At 71.2% G+C, this 14793-nt stretch carries 17 protein-coding genes; 7 read left to right on the forward strand and 10 right to left on the reverse strand.

Annotated features, from left to right (window positions below; genetic code table 11):
* Positions 1–11: 11 nt before the first annotated feature.
* Together BJ971_RS30955 and BJ971_RS30960 are read left to right on the forward strand one after the other, a co-directional pair.
* Positions 12–485 (forward strand): GNAT family N-acetyltransferase, encoded by a 474-nt coding sequence (locus BJ971_RS30955; protein ID WP_184996684.1) that lies wholly within the window; start codon positions 12–14, stop codon positions 483–485.
* 33 nt (positions 486–518) lie between these two features.
* Positions 519–1355 (forward strand): class I SAM-dependent methyltransferase, encoded by an 837-nt coding sequence (locus BJ971_RS30960; RefSeq protein WP_184996685.1) that lies wholly within the window; start codon positions 519–521, stop codon positions 1353–1355.
* 55 nt (positions 1356–1410) lie between these two features.
* On the opposite strand, the gene BJ971_RS30965 is transcribed toward BJ971_RS30960, so the two are convergent.
* From BJ971_RS30965 to BJ971_RS30975, 3 genes are all read right to left on the reverse strand, one after another.
* Positions 1411–2589, reverse strand: a complete 1179-nt coding sequence (locus BJ971_RS30965) for a hypothetical protein (RefSeq protein ID WP_184996686.1) — start codon at positions 2587–2589, stop codon at positions 1411–1413.
* Positions 2586–3113 (reverse strand): SigE family RNA polymerase sigma factor, encoded by a 528-nt coding sequence (locus tag BJ971_RS30970; RefSeq protein WP_184996687.1) that lies wholly within the window; start codon positions 3111–3113, stop codon positions 2586–2588. The genes BJ971_RS30965 and BJ971_RS30970 overlap by 4 nt, the downstream gene beginning before the upstream one ends.
* A 92-nt stretch (positions 3114–3205) precedes the next feature.
* Complete coding sequence (locus BJ971_RS30975; RefSeq protein ID WP_184996688.1) at positions 3206–3805, reverse strand: helix-turn-helix domain-containing protein; 600 nt, start codon at positions 3803–3805, stop codon at positions 3206–3208.
* Between the two features lie 47 nt (positions 3806–3852).
* Between BJ971_RS30975 and BJ971_RS30980 the strand changes: the two genes are divergently transcribed.
* Entirely contained in the window at positions 3853–4806 is a 954-nt protein-coding gene (locus tag BJ971_RS30980; RefSeq protein ID WP_184996689.1) for an NAD(P)/FAD-dependent oxidoreductase, read from the forward strand.
* Here the strand turns inward: BJ971_RS30980 and BJ971_RS30985 are convergent.
* A complete protein-coding gene (locus tag BJ971_RS30985; protein WP_184996690.1) occupies positions 4779–5621 on the reverse strand; it encodes a hypothetical protein in 843 nt (280 codons plus the stop codon). The genes BJ971_RS30980 and BJ971_RS30985 overlap by 28 nt on opposite strands.
* Positions 5622–5860: 239 nt before the next feature.
* Between BJ971_RS30985 and BJ971_RS30990 the strand changes: the two genes are divergently transcribed.
* Complete coding sequence (locus BJ971_RS30990) at positions 5861–6667, forward strand: TIGR02569 family protein (RefSeq protein ID WP_184996691.1); 807 nt, start codon at positions 5861–5863, stop codon at positions 6665–6667.
* Positions 6668–6677: 10 nt separating this feature from the next.
* Positions 6678–7523, forward strand: a complete 846-nt coding sequence (locus BJ971_RS30995; RefSeq protein WP_184996692.1) for a class I SAM-dependent methyltransferase — start codon at positions 6678–6680, stop codon at positions 7521–7523.
* Here BJ971_RS30995 and BJ971_RS31000 read toward each other — a convergent pair.
* Both BJ971_RS31000 and BJ971_RS31005 read right to left on the reverse strand, forming a co-directional pair.
* Positions 7481–9028, reverse strand: coding sequence for a GGDEF domain-containing protein (locus BJ971_RS31000; RefSeq protein ID WP_184996693.1), 1548 nt, complete (start codon positions 9026–9028; stop codon positions 7481–7483). The genes BJ971_RS30995 and BJ971_RS31000 overlap by 43 nt on opposite strands.
* A 251-nt stretch (positions 9029–9279) precedes the next feature.
* The gene (locus tag BJ971_RS31005) at positions 9280–9756 is read right to left on the reverse strand and encodes a suppressor of fused domain protein (RefSeq protein ID WP_203709785.1); all 477 of its coding nucleotides are present in this window, start codon (positions 9754–9756) and stop codon (positions 9280–9282) included.
* 692 nt (positions 9757–10448) lie between these two features.
* Between BJ971_RS31005 and BJ971_RS31010 the strand changes: the two genes are divergently transcribed.
* Positions 10449–10772 carry a hypothetical protein gene (locus tag BJ971_RS31010; RefSeq protein WP_184996695.1) on the forward strand — a complete coding sequence of 108 codons (324 nt, stop codon included), beginning with the start codon at positions 10449–10451 and terminating at the stop codon, positions 10770–10772.
* Between the two features lies 1 nt (position 10773).
* Here the strand turns inward: BJ971_RS31010 and BJ971_RS31015 are convergent, their stop codons facing one another.
* The 3 genes from BJ971_RS31015 to BJ971_RS41745 form a co-directional block, all read right to left on the reverse strand.
* Entirely contained in the window at positions 10774–11013 is a 240-nt protein-coding gene (locus BJ971_RS31015) for a hypothetical protein (RefSeq protein WP_184996696.1), read from the reverse strand.
* 10 nt (positions 11014–11023) lie between these two features.
* Entirely contained in the window at positions 11024–11563 is a 540-nt protein-coding gene (locus BJ971_RS31020) for a hypothetical protein (protein ID WP_184996697.1), read from the reverse strand.
* Positions 11564–11750: 187 nt separating this feature from the next.
* The gene (locus BJ971_RS41745; RefSeq protein WP_260415186.1) at positions 11751–11879 is read right to left on the reverse strand and encodes a hypothetical protein; all 129 of its coding nucleotides are present in this window, start codon (positions 11877–11879) and stop codon (positions 11751–11753) included.
* Between the two features lie 556 nt (positions 11880–12435).
* Between BJ971_RS41745 and BJ971_RS31025 the strand changes: the two genes are divergently transcribed.
* Positions 12436–13245, forward strand: coding sequence for a hypothetical protein (locus BJ971_RS31025; protein WP_184996698.1), 810 nt, complete (start codon positions 12436–12438; stop codon positions 13243–13245).
* 127 nt (positions 13246–13372) lie between these two features.
* Here BJ971_RS31025 and BJ971_RS31030 read toward each other — a convergent pair whose 3' ends face one another.
* Entirely contained in the window at positions 13373–14683 is a 1311-nt protein-coding gene (locus BJ971_RS31030) for a hypothetical protein (RefSeq protein WP_184996699.1), read from the reverse strand.
* Positions 14684–14793 lie beyond the last annotated feature (110 nt).

Below are 14793 nucleotides of genomic sequence, written 5' to 3' on the forward strand. Positions count from 1 at the left end.
ACGATCCAGCCATGATCACAATCCGTGCGATCGAGCCGGACGCGCCGGATGCCGTCGCCCTGGTGCGGTCCTACCTGAGCGAGATCGTGGACCGCTACCACGGCCGGCCGATGCCCGCGTCGGCGGTGGACGAGGCGCTCGCCGACGAGCCGGCGGACGACATCGCGGTGCTGCTCGTCGCGTACCGCGATGAGGTGCCGGTCGGCTGCGCCGGGCTGCGCCCGGCCGAGCCGGGTACCGCCGAGATAACCAAGATGTACGTCGACCCGCGTGCCCGCCGGCTCGGCATCGGGCGCCGGCTGCTGTCCGCTGTGGAGCAGGCGGCCCGGGAGCGCGGCCTGGGCACCCTGCGCCTGGAGACCAGGACGGACCTGACCGAGGCGCGGTCGATGTACACGGCCAACGGCTACGCCGAGATCCCGCCGCACCGCGACCAGCCGTACGCGGATCATTGGTACGCGAAGGACCTGAACCGGACGAGGTAACCATGACCGCCACTCTCCGGGGAGGATGGCGGCATGACGCACACGCATGATCACGTGGACTGGGGCGAGTACGGTCCCGACCTGATCGCCGACGCGGAGATCAACGCGCCGATGATCGACCAGGCCCTGCGCTGGCTCACCGAGCGCGTGCCACGGGCCGGTCTCGTCCTGGATGTCGGCAGCGGGCCGGGGGTCGCGGCCTGCAGATTCGCACAGTTGCTTCCCGGCGCGACGGTGCTGGCCGCGGACGGCGCGGCACCTCTGCTGGCGCTCGCCCGGTCGCGCGCGGAGCGGCTGGGCCTGACGGACCGGTTCGCCACCCGCGAGATCAAGCTGCCGGACGGTCTCGCGGACCTGCCGGCCGCCGACCTGATATGGGTCAGCGGCGTTGCGCACCATCTGCCGGATCCGGCAGAAGGGATACGGGCCTTCGCCGCGCTGCTCCGGCCCGGCGGATTGCTGGCGTTGCGCGAGGGCGGCCTGCCGCTGCAATTCCTGCCGTCGCACGCGGACGGCGGCATGACGGCGCGGATGAACGCGGTGGACAGCGCCCTGTCACAGAGCCACTCGCACCCGATGGGAGCGATCGAGCCGCCGCGGTCCTGGCCGGAACTGCTCGCCGACGCCGGCCTGAGCGCGGTGCAAAGCCGCAGCTTCATGCTGGATCTGCCCGCCCCGCTGGACGAGGCGGCCCGCCGGCAGCTGGCGCGGACGCTGCGGCGTACCCGGGAGATGCTGGACGGCCACCTGGCCGACGGGGACGCGGAGCGGCTGGACCAGCTCACCGACCCCGAGGACCCGGAGAGCGTGCTGCGCCGCCCGGACGTCTTCATGCTCCGCGCGGCGACCATCCACACCGCCGTCCGCTAGCGCCGCGGACCTGGCTCCCGTCCCGCGAGCGGGCGGGAGCCAGGCGCGGCGACCATCAGTCGCCGCGCGGACTCACCACGGTCGACTCGGTGAGCCCGGGCGGCTCGACCACCGCCCGGCAACGGTCACCCGCCCTGCACCACAGGCGGCCGTCCGCCGGCGTCTCCAGGACGAAGGTGTCACCGGTCAGCCAGGACAATCCCGCACCGGCGGGACCCCCGGTCGGTACCGGGAGTAACCGTCCGGCCGCCAGGTCGGCGGTCCGGGCGAGCGCCGTCGTCGGATCGGCCGCCGCGTCGGCCGGCCCGACCTCCAGCGACGCCCACCTGCCGTCCGGCGAGATCTCCCCGCGCCGGACCCGTGCCGGCCCCAGCTCGCCGCCGCAGCTCGCGTGGCTCCGCGGCGGGGTCTCCGTGACCGGAACGAGGCGCACGCAGTCGCCCTCCCTGCGCAGCACCTGACCGGCGTCCGACATCCCCCAGATTTCGACGTCCGCGCCGATCGTCGTGCCCGAGCCGGTCCGGAAGTCCCACACCGCGCCCGGTATCGGTGTCCCGTCCCCCGACGCCCCGTCCAGCAGGGCCGCTGCGTCGGTGGCGCCGAGAACGATCGGGCCCATGCCCTCCGCGAACGTCCGCCGCCCGATCTCGCGCAGCGACGGCAGCTCGTACGCACCGACGCGGTCGCCGTCGTGCGCCACCACGAGTACCCCGTTGTCCGGGGAGACCGCGAGCCCGCCGAACACCGTGCCCACCGAGCGGGGCTCGCCGTCATCCGGGACGAACCATGCCTCGTCGAGCGCGTCGGGTGACGGTTCCGCCGTCACCACCCACCCCGAGCGGACGCGGACGGCCTCCCGCGCGATCCGGCCGCCGGGCAGCCCGAGCGCGACCCTGCTGCCGTCCGCGCGGTACACCGTGTTGCCGGCCAGCACATCCACCGGCACCGCCGCGGACACCGACGGCGACGGGCTCGGCTGTGGCCGGCTCGGCGGCAGGGCCGACGGCCGGGCGACGAGCGACCCGGTCAGCACCGCCGCGACCACCGCGGCCGCCGCTGCTCCCGCCACCACCCGCCGCCGCCGAATCCGGCGGTTTCCGGCTCGAACCACGTCGGCCGCGGCGAACCGGGGCCCGCCGTCGACCGCGCCGGCGCGGCGCTCCAGCGTGGCCGAGAGCAGTTCGGTGAACGGATCCGTCTTCTCACCCTGCACCGGTCGCTCCTTGTCGATCATGATGTCACCGCCTCGGCCACGTCGCGCTCCTCGCCCAGCCGCTGGCGCAGCGTCGCGAGGCCGCGCGAGGCGTGGCTCTTCACCGTGCCGCGGGAGATGCCGAGCACCTCCGCGATCTCGGCCTCCGCCAGCCCCTCGTAGTAGCGCAACACCAGCACCGCGCGCTGCTTGGCCGGCAGCGCCCGCAGGTGCGACCACATCGCGTCCTGCTCGATCCCGGCGCCGGGCCCGGCATCCGGCCCGGCGTCGCACGGCCGGTCGGGGATCCGCTCCACCGGCCGCTCCCGGAAGGGTCTGCCCCGCCACCACGACGTCGCGGTGGTCGCCATGGTCCGCCGCACGTAGCCCTCGAGCGCGCCGGTGTCGCGGATGGCGCCGAACCTGACGAACGTCTTCACCAGCGCCGTCTGCAACAGGTCCTCGGCACCGTGCCGGTCGCCGACCAGCAGGTACGCCGTACGAAGCAATGCGCCGGAGCGGGCCGCGACGAAACCCTGGAACGCCTCCTCAAGGCCCTTGTCCACACGTCCTCCCCCGGTGCCACCGCGCGTCGGTGGCCAAGATAGGACGCGATTGCCCGCCCGCCGGTTGTCACGGCGGAGCAACCGTGTTCCGATCAGCCCGATGCGGGGCCGGTACGGCGGGGACGGGCCCGGACGTGCATGCGCTCGCCCTGGCTGCCGAAGATGCTGAGGAACTCCACGGCCTCGCCCGTCGCGCTGCCGAACCAGTGCGGTACCCGGGTGTCGAACTCGGCCGCCTCGCCCGCCGGAAGCTCGATGTCGTGCTCGCCGAGCACCACGCGCAGGCGGCCGCTGAGGACGTAGAGCCACTCGTACCCCTCGTGGGTCCGCGGCTCCGGCGTCTGAACGGGGCCGGCCGGGATCAGGTGCTTGAACGCCTGCAAGCCGGCCGACCCGCGGCTGAGCGGCAGGATCGTCTGCCCGCTGCTGTGCTTGATCGGCCGCGCGTAGATCCGCGGGTCCCCGGTGTGCGGGGCGCCCACCAGCTCGTCGAGCGGCACCCGGTAGGCCCGGGCCAGCGGCAGCAGCAGCTCGAGGGTGGCCTTGCGCTGCCCGGACTCGAGCCGGGAGAGGGTGCTCACCGAGATCCCGGTGGTCTCGGACAGCGCGGTCAGGGTGGTGCCGCGCTCCTGCCGTAGCGCCCGCAGCCGCGGCCCGACCGCGGCGAGCACGTCCTGCTCGTTTGCCGTCATGGCAAATTACTTTGCCACCCCGAGCGAGGCCCGGCGACGGTGGAGGCATGACTCATGACGTGATCGTGATCGGCGGCGGGCCCGCAGGACTGAGCGGCGCGGTCGCCCTGTGCCGGGCGCTGCGCAAGGTGCTCGTCGTGGACGCGGGAGCGCCGCGCAACGCGCCGGCCGAGGGAATCCACAACTACCTGACCCGCGACGGCATCACGCCGGCGGAGTTCCGCGCCGCCGGTCGCGCGGAGGTCGAGCGGTACGGCGGCGAGCTGATCGAGGCGACCGTGGCCTCGGCCGCCCGCGACGGCGAGGTGCTGACCGTGACGCTGGCGGACGGCCGGACCTTCTCGGCCCGGCGCCTGCTGGTCACCACCGGGCTCACCGATGAGCTGCCGGAGCTGCCGGGCCTGCGCGAACGGTGGGGCCGCGAGGTGCTGCACTGCCCGTACTGCCACGGCCACGAGGTGCGCGGGCGGGCAATCGGCGTCCTCGGCTCCGGCCCGATGTCGCTGCACCAGGCGCTGATGTGGCGCCAGTGGAGCGACGACGTGACGCTGTTCGTGCACGAGGCACCGGAGCCGGACGCCGAGCAGGGCGAGCAGTTCGCGGCCCGCGGTATCGCGGTGCTGCCCGGCCGGGTCGCGGAGGTGGTGGTCGAGGACGACCGGCTCACCGGGGTACGCCTGGGCGACGGAACGGTGTTGGCGCGCGAGGTGCTGGTGGTGGCGCCGCGGTTCACGGCGAACGCCGAACCGCTCGCGTCGCTGGGGCTCACGGCGACGGAGAACGACTTCGGCAGCGCCGTGGTCGCCGAGCCGACCGGCAGGACCGAGGTCCCGGGCGTCTGGGTGGCCGGCAACGTGACCGACCAGATGGCCCAGGTGGTCAGCTCGGCCGCCGCGGGCCTGCACGTGGCGGCGCAGCTGAACATGGACCTGATCATGGAAGACACCGCCCGCGCGGTGGCCGGGCGTACCGGTCAGTGCCCGGCGGCCAGCTCGCGGTAGGCCGCGATCACCGCGGCCGTCCGCTCGGCCAGCTCCGGCCCGGCGTCGGACCCGGCCGGGTCGACCGTCAGCCGGGAGATGGCCAGCTCCGCCTCCCGGGCGGTCTCGCCGATCCGCTGCTCGCGGATGAGGTTCTCGCCCGCGAGCGCGGCGGCGTTGATGCTCGCCAGGATGCGGTTGGCCTCACCCGCCGTGGAACGCCACAGCCCCTCGACCCGCAACCGCTGCTCCGCCAGAGCCCGGACGGCCGGGCTGCCGGCGGGCAGGCCGTGCGGTGCGGCGCCGGCGAGCTCCTCGCGCAGCTGACGGATCTGCTGGCGCCGGGACATGACCGCGGCGAGCTGCTCCAGAGCGCCGGCCAGGTTCCGGTCCGCGTCGTCCGGGTCGATCATGTGGTGCAGCGCGGGCCAGGTGCCGCGCACCCGCCGGGCCACCACGACCGCCCGCTCGAAGGCGGTCCGCTCCTCGGCCGCGTACAGCACGTGTGCGCCCTCGCCGCGGGGCAGCGCGATGCTGCCGACCCGGGCGGCCCGCGCCTGCCAGAGCACGACGGCGGCGACGATCACGCCCGACCCGGCGGCGGCCGACCACCCGGAGACGCCGAACACGCTGAGCACCGCGGAGAGCAGCACCAGGACCAGGGCGAGCTGCGAGGCGGTCCGCGCGCGGTCCTTGCGGCCGCGCCCGCTCGCCGGCGCGGGCACGACCTCGGTCACCGACCCCAGCCGGGAGCGCCGGGCCCGCCCACCGCGCACCTCCAACGGGTACGGCGATACGACGATCTTCTCGGCGTCGAAGCCGATGTGCAGACCCACGTGCGCCCCTTCCGCCGGGGTTTGCCGAGCGGGCCCGGATGCCGAGGGGGTTCGCCCGGGCCCGCTCATCGGCGGAGCCGTCCGCCGGTGACTCACGAATCGGGTGGGCGCCGCCCTACCTGAGCCCGCGCTCGGTTGCAGCGCGGTTGCGGGCGCCTCGGCGCTCGGGAAAAGGGGGTCCGACCAGGCGTGCTGCCGGTAACCTGGCCTGTCCGCCACGTCGAGAACGGCAACCACACATGGATGATCTGGGACCGCCGCGCGCGGTGCGTGCGGCCTTCGGCGCCGAGGGCCATCCGGTACGGCTGGCAGGCGGCAAGGGCGGCACCTGGCGGATCGGCGACGTCGTCCTGAAGCCGTCCGAGGGCGACGACGAGGTCCGCTGGCGCGCCGCGGTGCTTGCCGCCCTCCCCCGGTCGCCGCACCTGCGGATCGCCCGCCCGCTGCGCGCCGCCGACGGCGACTGGCTGGCCGGCGGCTGGGAGGCGACCGAGGCCGTCGCCGGCCACCCCGACCAGCGCCGCGTCGACGACGTCATCCGGGTCGGTGCCGCGTTCCACGAGCTGCTCACGGCGGTGCCGCGCCCCGCGTTCCTGGACACCCGGCACAACCCCTGGGCGTACGGGGAGAGCCTGGCCTTCTCCGACGTCCCGCCGCCGGGGCCGCGCCGGCCCTCGCGGCTGCTGGACGAGCTGCTGGCCCTGCGCCGCCCGGCGGACCTGCCCGAACAGATCGTCCACGGCGACCTGCTCGGCAACGTCCTGTTCGCCGACGGCCTGCCGCCCGCGGTGATCGACTGGCCGGCGTACTGGCGGCCGCCGGCCTGGGCGTCGGCGGTCGCGGCGGTCGACGCGATGGTGTGGCACGGCGCCGGCACCGGCGTGATCGACCGCTGGGCACACCTGCCGGAGTGGGAGCAGATGCTGGTCCGGGCGGCGATCTACCGGCTCGGCACCTGGGACGCGGCGGGCTGGCCGCAGGAGCCCGAGGAGGCCTACCGCCCGGTGGTGGCGACGATCACTGAACTCGTCGTACCCACCACCTAGGGTTCCGTGCGTGACCGACGCATCCACTGATTTCGACCGGCACGAGCGGGAGATGTGGGCCGGCCGCGCCGCGGCCTACCAGGGCAGCTTCGCGCCCCTGTGCGGCGCCGTCGCCGACCAGCTCCTCGACCTGGCCCGGGTCACCGGCGGAAAGCGGATGCTCGACGTCGGCACCGGCCCCGGCACCCTCGCCGCGGCCGCCGCCGGGCTCGGCGCCCTGGTCACCGCCGTCGACGCGGAGCCGAGCATGGTCGAGGCCGCCCGGCTCGCCGTACCCGGTGCGGACGTCCGGCCGGCGGTCCTGCCGGACCTGCCCTTCGCCGCCGGGTCGTTCGAGGCCGTGACCGCGAACTTCGTGCTCAACCACGTCGGCGACCCGGCCGCGGCGGCCCGCGAGCTGGTCCGGGTCACCGCGCCCGGCGGCCACGTCGCCGCGTCGATCTGGCCGTTCCCGCAGCCGCCGCTGCAAGCGTTCTGGGGCGAGGTCGTCGCCGATTCCGGCGTGACGCTGCCCGCCGGCCCGCCCCGGCTCGATGCCGGCCGCGACTTCCCGCGCACGCCGGAAGGGCTGGCCGCGCTGCTGCGCGGCGCGGGCCTCGACGCGGTCCGGGTCGAGACGGTGAGCTGGACACACCGGGTCGACCCGGAGGCCTGGTGGTCCGGCCCGGCCAACGGGCTGAGCACCCTGGGCGTGCTGATGCGCGACCTGCCGGCGGAGTCGGTCGCCCGGATCCGCGCGGCCTACGACCGCGCGAGCGCCGGCCTCGGCGACGGCCTGCGAACCTCGGCGCTGCTGGCCTGCGGCCGCGTCGTTCAGGCCACGACTCGGTCGCGCCCCGCGCGTTTGGCGATGTAAAGGTTGCGGTCCGCGGCGGACAGCGTGGTGGCCTGCGCCTCGTGCGCGCCCGCCACGCCCATGCTGATCGTGACCGGCAGCGCGCCGGTGATCTCCGCCCAGTCGTAACCGCGGACGGCACGCCGGATTCGGTCGAGCCGGACGGTCGCGGCGGTCACCGCGGTCGCGGGCAGGACCATGAGGAACTCCTCCCCGCCCAGCCGGGCCACGAACCCGTCCGGCACCGCGGCGGCCAGCTCGGCCTCCAGCAGCCGGGCCACCTGCACCAGCACCCGGTCGCCGACCTCGTGCGAGAGCTGGTCGTTGATCCGCTTGAAGTGGTCGAGGTCCGCGATCGCGACGGTGAGCTCGGGGTCGGCCTCGATCAGGGCGGGCAGCTCCTCGTCGATGTACCGGCGGTTGCGCAGCCCGGTCAGGGCGTCGCGGCGGGCCTGCTCCCGGAAGTGCTCGGCGGCCTCGCGGGCCTCCGCGGTCTCGAACATGGCCTGCCGGGTCTGCGCCTGGTCCAGCCGCTGCCGCGAACGCAGTGCCTCCTGCGCGAGGTGGAAGGTCTTGTAGCCGGCGAACGCCTCGGCGAACTCGCCGCGCGCGGCATGCAGCTCCGCCTGCTCCTGGTGCAGCCGGACCAGCATCTCTTGCAGGTCGCGCGCGACGCACAGGACGCGCGACTCGTCCAGGCTGGCCTGCGCCCGATCGAAGGCGCCGAGGCCGCGCTGCGCCTGCGCGAGGGTGATCAGAAACTCCGCGAGATCGTCGGCGGTGTCGCGGTACCCCTCCTGGTGCAGGTCGATGCAGGCCCGCATCGTCTGCTCGGCCGCCGCGTACTCGCCGTTCCCGATCTGGATCAGGCCGACCGTGTCCAGCGCCGTGGGGTCCAGCTCGACGCCGTACCGGGCGGCGTCCTCGATCAGCCGGCGGACGACCTCGCTGGCGCGCAGGTACTCGCCGGCGGCGTACTCGTAGTTGGCCCAGTTGTTGAGCAGGCTCACGAGCCGCTGCCACTGGCCCAGCTCGCGGGCCCACTCCTCGGCCTGCCGGTACCGGGGCCGCGCCGCCTCGATCGCGCCGGTGGCGGCGAGCGCGTCGGCCAGCCTGGTGTGATGCCACACCCGCATAAACGGGGTGGCGGTCTCGTCGAGCAGCTCGACCGCGCTCATGGTGTGCTCGAGGTTCCTGGTCAGGTCGCCGAGCAGCCGCTCGACGTTCGCGCACGCCAGGTGTGACCGGGACCGCAGCCGGCGGTCGCCGTGCTCGAGCGCCCACCGATGGATGTCGTACACCTGCCGCGCGGCCGCCCCGACACCGTCGGTCCGCACCAGAAAGTTCGCCCGGCACAGGCGGGCACGCGCGATGAGCACCTCATCGCCCAGCTCCTCGGCCTGCCGCTCGAGCTCGACAGCGGCGTGACCGGCATCGACGTCCCAGAGGCTGGACTCCTCGACCTCGAGCAGGGCGGCCGACAACTGCTCGGCGCTGGTCGCCGTGCGGGCCCCTACACAGTCCATGAGCCCCCTATCGGCGGAGGCTGCACGGACTGAAGCGGTTCAGGGTCCCGCGCTCCGTCAGCGTCGACCGTTCTTGCGCCGGATCGTGATCACACCCGCGACCACGAGAAGAATGGGAAGGAACAAGCCCCACATCAGCCAGCCGTTCATGAACCCTCCGCAAGATCGTGGTCAACGCTGATCGCCATCCGTTCCGCGCCAGCCTCCACCACAGCCCCGGCCCCCGGCTCATCCCGCCCGAATGAAGAAGGTCAGCTCGGATCGTCGACGACGGTCCCGCGATACGGATCGGCCGGGATGATGCCGGCGTCCTCGAAGCGCTGCTCGAGAGCCTCCAGGCCGTGGCTGTGCCGGAACCTCTTCTCCGCCGCGGTGATCGGGAGCAGCCACAGCACCCGGACGTGCCCGCCCGGGACGTCGCAGTTCTCGAGCTCCGGCCCCCAGGGGTAGGGCAGGCTGACCAGCAGATGATCGCAGCGCGACCCGGGCAGCCAGGGCCGGCCGATCGGCACGGTGTGGCCGTGGTCGAGGACGTAGTCACCGCTGCTGGCGTGGTAATACGCCACCATGGTCAGGGTCTCTACGTGGATCGCGTCGTCGGTGGTGGGAGCGGCGAGCACGAACTCCAGACCGTGGCCATGCCGTGCGGTGGCGTCCCACAGACCCGCCGTGGCGTAGAGCTGACCGGTCCCTTGCTGCGGCAGCCGCAGAATATGCAGGTCAGGCACCAACGTCCGAATGGGTCCGGCGGTCGGCGCGAACAGGGTGCCCTCACTGAACAGCCCGGTGAGGTGCCGCCGCAACGCTTGCCCTGCCGGAGTCAACGCAAACGACCTCCTCCCCATTTGCCCAAGACGGTACTCGATAAAGATCGCTGAACTGCGCCGATTGATCGAGTTCTTATGGTGCCAACTGTTCGAGTACTAGCCGCAGCCAAACGGATTGGTTAATGTATCGTTACCTGCCGATCGCCTTAGCAACGGGAAGAATCCTCATGAAATCGGTTGTGCCAGCTTTCGTGGCTGGCATTGCGGCACTCCTTGGCGTCTTGATAGGTTCATGGCGCCAAGCGGGCTTGCAGCGCTCACTTGCGCGGGCTGAATTGATCCGGAGCTGGCAGGATGAGCGCCGAACCTCCTATCTCAATCTCCTGGTGGCAGACGATGAATATCCGGGAGCCTGGCCCGACTCGAACGGTGCAGCCATCCTTGGGTTCAGTGACGCGCGGTTACCCGGCATCCCGCGCGTTGGGCAAGCCTGACGATCGACTGTAGGGCACGCGGACGAACTCAGCGCACCCATTAACCTCCGCCATCTTCCAGCCGGACGTGTCACCCACGCCCCTAGACTGCTCGCATCCCACCTCACGCTTGACGGCCCAGGCCAACGCGATCGTCGGCGGACCCGGCACGATAGAACGGTGGGTATCGGTGTGCGGGTCGAGGAATACAGCGGTGCGGTGGTTGAGTGGCTCAACGGCCCGGTGGACGTAGGTGCCCTCTGCTCCTTCGTGACGACGGAGCCTGGCCTGTATCCGTTGCTGACCGGAGTGGATCCCTACGACGACACCTGCTTCAACCAGCGTCAGACGGCCACCTTGGCGGCAGAACTCAGAGCCGTCGCCGACCGAACCCAGGACGAGCCAACGCGAGCGGCGGCGATGGCCGTCTTACGGCTTGCCTCGCTGCTCGAAAGCGCGCCCGGGCGCCCCCATCACCGACGGCTCCTGTTCATCGGCGATTGACTCAGCGGAGCCACATCTTGCCGTCACGAAGGCGTTCGATCATCCACCGCGAGTACCCACTGGCGTGAACGACGCCCTCGATCCGATCCGGTCGGGCATGGTGCGGAAGAACCTGACCGACGAGCCGCGCGATGGCGTCACGAGTGTCCGCCAGCTCGACCGTCATGCGGCGTTCAAGCTCACCGAGCCGCCGCAGCTCCTCATATCGCCAGTCAGTCGGCGGCTCTGAATCGTCGGACACGACCGAGATGCTACGACGTTGATCCCCAACCGTCGCCCGAATTCCGAAGCTCGAGGCTGGCCCTCTTCGCGATGGCCGGCACTTTCTCGAACCTCGACTGAAGAACTTTCGGATCGTTCGCGAAGCAACGGGCGGCCAAGTGCTCGAAACCATCGAGGAACGGCTGTCCACGCAGGTCGCGCTCAGCAAGAATGTGCGCCTCCATGGCACTCCACGCATTGCGCACCCGGTAATTGATACCGCGAACGAACATGTGCTCCTCTACCGTGCCAAGCGCAATCAGCCCACCAGTAGCGTTGTAGTACCAAGCGGTACGGTACGCGGCGGCTCGCAAAGGTTCCGGCAGCCCCTCAAAACCCAAGGACGCGTCCACAGTGGGCAGAGTCTCGGTTACCAGACGATGCTGCGCCTGAAACTCCTCGTTGATGTACTCCTTGATCAGCAACTCGATCATGACGGGGAGTTCATTGGCCTTGTGCATCGACCGCACTTGAGCCCGGGTCAGGGTTGATGTAATGCCCAAAGCAAGCACCGAAACGACCATCGCCATCGCATGATGACACTCTCTCGCAACAGCCCGTAGTCGCCCCGTCACCATCGACCCACCCGCTGCGGGAAGCGGGGCGCCGGCACCCAGCCACACCGTGGGCCTCCCGGGACTCGGCCCCGGAGCAGAAATGACGATCACCCCGGCCCGCCCAGGTGATCGTGGGCGCGGCGGCTTTCGATCCTGCCGCTCAAACCAAATCCATGCCCAACGCCTCGCCGATGACGAGGCCAAGCACCGTGCCGATCCCCGTACCGAATAGCATCCCGAGGCCAAACAGCCGGGTCCCGCGGTTGGCGGCAACAATCGCGGCGGTCATCGCTATGACGGGCGCCACCCGCAAGCGGGGGTTCGCATCGGAGCGACGCATCGGCCATCGCAAGATGGCCGGTGTCCACCGTCCGCAGTTGAGGGCCTGCTGCGGAAGACCGAGGAAGGCCGCGCGACGGACAACTGAGACAGCGACGGGCACCGGTGATCTCGGAGTCCCACTGTTTGTGCTGGTGGGGATGGGTGGGCGCGACAGGTTTCGAACCTGCGACCCTCGCTGGTCGGACTGTGCGGAACTGAGACGACGATTGAGGCGGACCATTCGCCCGGCCGCCAGGGGTGGAAACGCTTTCTACGTTGGTCGGCGGTGAGCACGCGGGCGACCAGGGGGTGAGTGCTCATTGAGCCTTTTTCAACGTGGCCGGGGCGGCAGCTCCCGGCGGTGATCAACGGCTCGGATACCTCTGGCTCGAGGCCAGGTTGAAAATGCTCATTGGAGTGATGCAGCGACTCTGCGCGCACGCACGGCGGAAGCGAACAGAACGCGGCGACAGAGGGCCTGGTCGGGGTTGGCGTACCGCCCACCTACCGTCACAATCACGGCCGTGAGTGTCGATCTTCCATCCCCCGCCCCCGCCGAGCAGCCGCCTTCGTCCCCTGCCGCCGCCCCCTCTTCCTCCGCCTCGGCCGGAACGGCACCACCAGACGCCGGACCGCCCGACCCCAGCAGCGTCTGCGGCTGGGCGTACGACCTGGTCGAGACCACGCCGAGTCAGCTCCGAAAGCGGCGCCTACGGCGGATCGCCATCGCGGCCGGCGGAGGGCTGGTCGCCGCCGCTCTCGTTGCCGGCGTCGTCGTCAGCCTCCGGGACTCCCGGCCGGATGTGGTCATCACCGGCACGTTCAAGCCGCACGACGAGGTCCTGAGCTCATACATGATCTCTGCGCCGACCGACGCGATCCCGCTGCCCTCGGAGCCGGCCAGCCAGGATCTTGACAAGGAGGCCGCCGCCGAAGTCACCGGCGACTACAGATATCTGAGGCGCTACAAATTCGTCGTCGGCTACCAGCGCCGATGGCTGCGAGCAGACGGCGTTCTGATCACCGTACGCCTCATGAAGTTCCGAGGCGCCGAGAATGCCGCCCGCTACCAGCGCGACCTGCTTTCACTCAACACTATGGACGCCGAAGTGAAGGAGAACGCGGTGACCGGGATTCCCGGTGGCCGGTCAATCATCTTCACGGAACCCGTCGGCGACTTGGACGACACAGGCGACTTGGACGACACATATGTCACCCTGAGCGCGGCACCCGCCGGCGACCTGGCAGTGTTCGTCCTCGCCGCCGCCAACCGGCAAGCGGCAACCGCTGAGATCACCGAAAAGCTGCTAGCCAGCGAATACGCGCGATTGTAGAAGGCAGTCGACGGCGGGCACCAGGATCACCGGTGCCAGCTGCTCGTGCTGGTGGGGATGGGTGGGCGCGGCAGGCTTCGAACCTGCGAAATCGCGCCTCCGCGGTCGGCCTCGGTGGCGCGGTTTCTCACTCCGGGGTCTCCCGGACCGGGCGGAACTCGGTGGGTTCCAGGAACGGGCGCAGATTTTCCCACTGGTGCGCGGCGGCGCCCACATGCCGCCCGAAGCTGTGCTCTACCCAGGTGCCGCGCCAGAAGCCACGGACCGTGGCCCATTCCGGGCCGTGGTAGTCCTGGGTACTCGCCTGGAAGCCGCGGAACGGGTCGCCGTCGGTGACCAGGGCCTGCCAGGCGCCCACCGGGTCCGGGTGGGTGCCGTGCGGTGGCGGGCCCGCCAGCCACCACTGGTGCAGCGGCCCGTCGCCATACCGGACCTCGATCATCAGGAATGTGTCGATGAGCTTGCGTGGTCCGGGAACCGGCATGGGTATCTCCCTTTCGTCGCTCTCGCCCGCCTGGGTGCCCGCGAGATACAGGATCTCGCGGGTGTCGTCGAGGCCGCCGTAGTCCAGGCCGCAGCCCTCAACGATGTAGATGACGCATGCCCCGTGCGCAGAGTGGGCGTAGACAGCGGTTTCCGCGGTGGACCGGCCGGTAACCGCGTCGGCGATCGTCGTGGCTGCCCCGACGGTGACGGTGCGGAACAGGTGGGCGGTCATGCCGCCCTGTTGGATCGGGCCGGGCCCGCAGCGTACTCCGCTACGTTCCCGGACCTGGTCCAGCGCCATGGCAACGGCGGGATCGTCGGCCGCCGCGTCGAGGAGCACCGCGGGGAGGTCGTAGTTCAGGGCCACCGTCTCTACCCGGTATCCCCGGGACTCAGCCGATTGAGCCATTCTGACCAGTGGCCACGGATCACGGACGGAGTCCGGACGTTCGGGATGTCTGTCAGGCAGCAACACCCAGCCGGGATGCTTTACCCAGACCCAGCGGTGGCCGAGGTCAGCGATGTCCGGCGGTCGACTGATCAGGTCTTTCAGCAGAGCCGCCATCGTCTTGTGCGCGACGAGTAAGGCGGGTGCCGCCGCCATAGCCGGAGCCTTCTTCCGTGCGGCCGAGATGAACACGGTGACGGTGGCGGTGAACTCGATCTCGGCACGGATCTGGCCGAGCCGGTTCAAATCGAACACGCTGAGCGCGTCGAAGGCACCCTCTCGGCCGTCCATCCAGCGGCGCCGGCAGTAGATCAACAGCGCCCTGCCCTGGTAATGGGTGAGCGCGGACCGGACTCGGGTGCGGTCGCCCTGGCGGTCGAGCCGCCGCCAGGCGCCGAGGAATGCGTCCACCACCGCGTCCTGGCCGCCGTCGTCCGCAAGCTTCCACGTCGCGCCGGCATCGGGTGGGTACCGCACCATCCCGAGGGTGGGAAGATCCGTCACCGCAACACAGTACTGGCCAGCTATTCGTGCTGGTGGGGATGTGGGTGGGCGCGGCAGGTTTCGAACCTGCGACCCCTCGCTTGTAAGATCGATCGACGTTCATTCAGGGA

The sequence above is a fragment of the Amorphoplanes digitatis genome, from assembly GCF_014205335.1.
GTDB lineage: Bacteria > Actinomycetota > Actinomycetes > Mycobacteriales > Micromonosporaceae > Actinoplanes > Actinoplanes digitatus.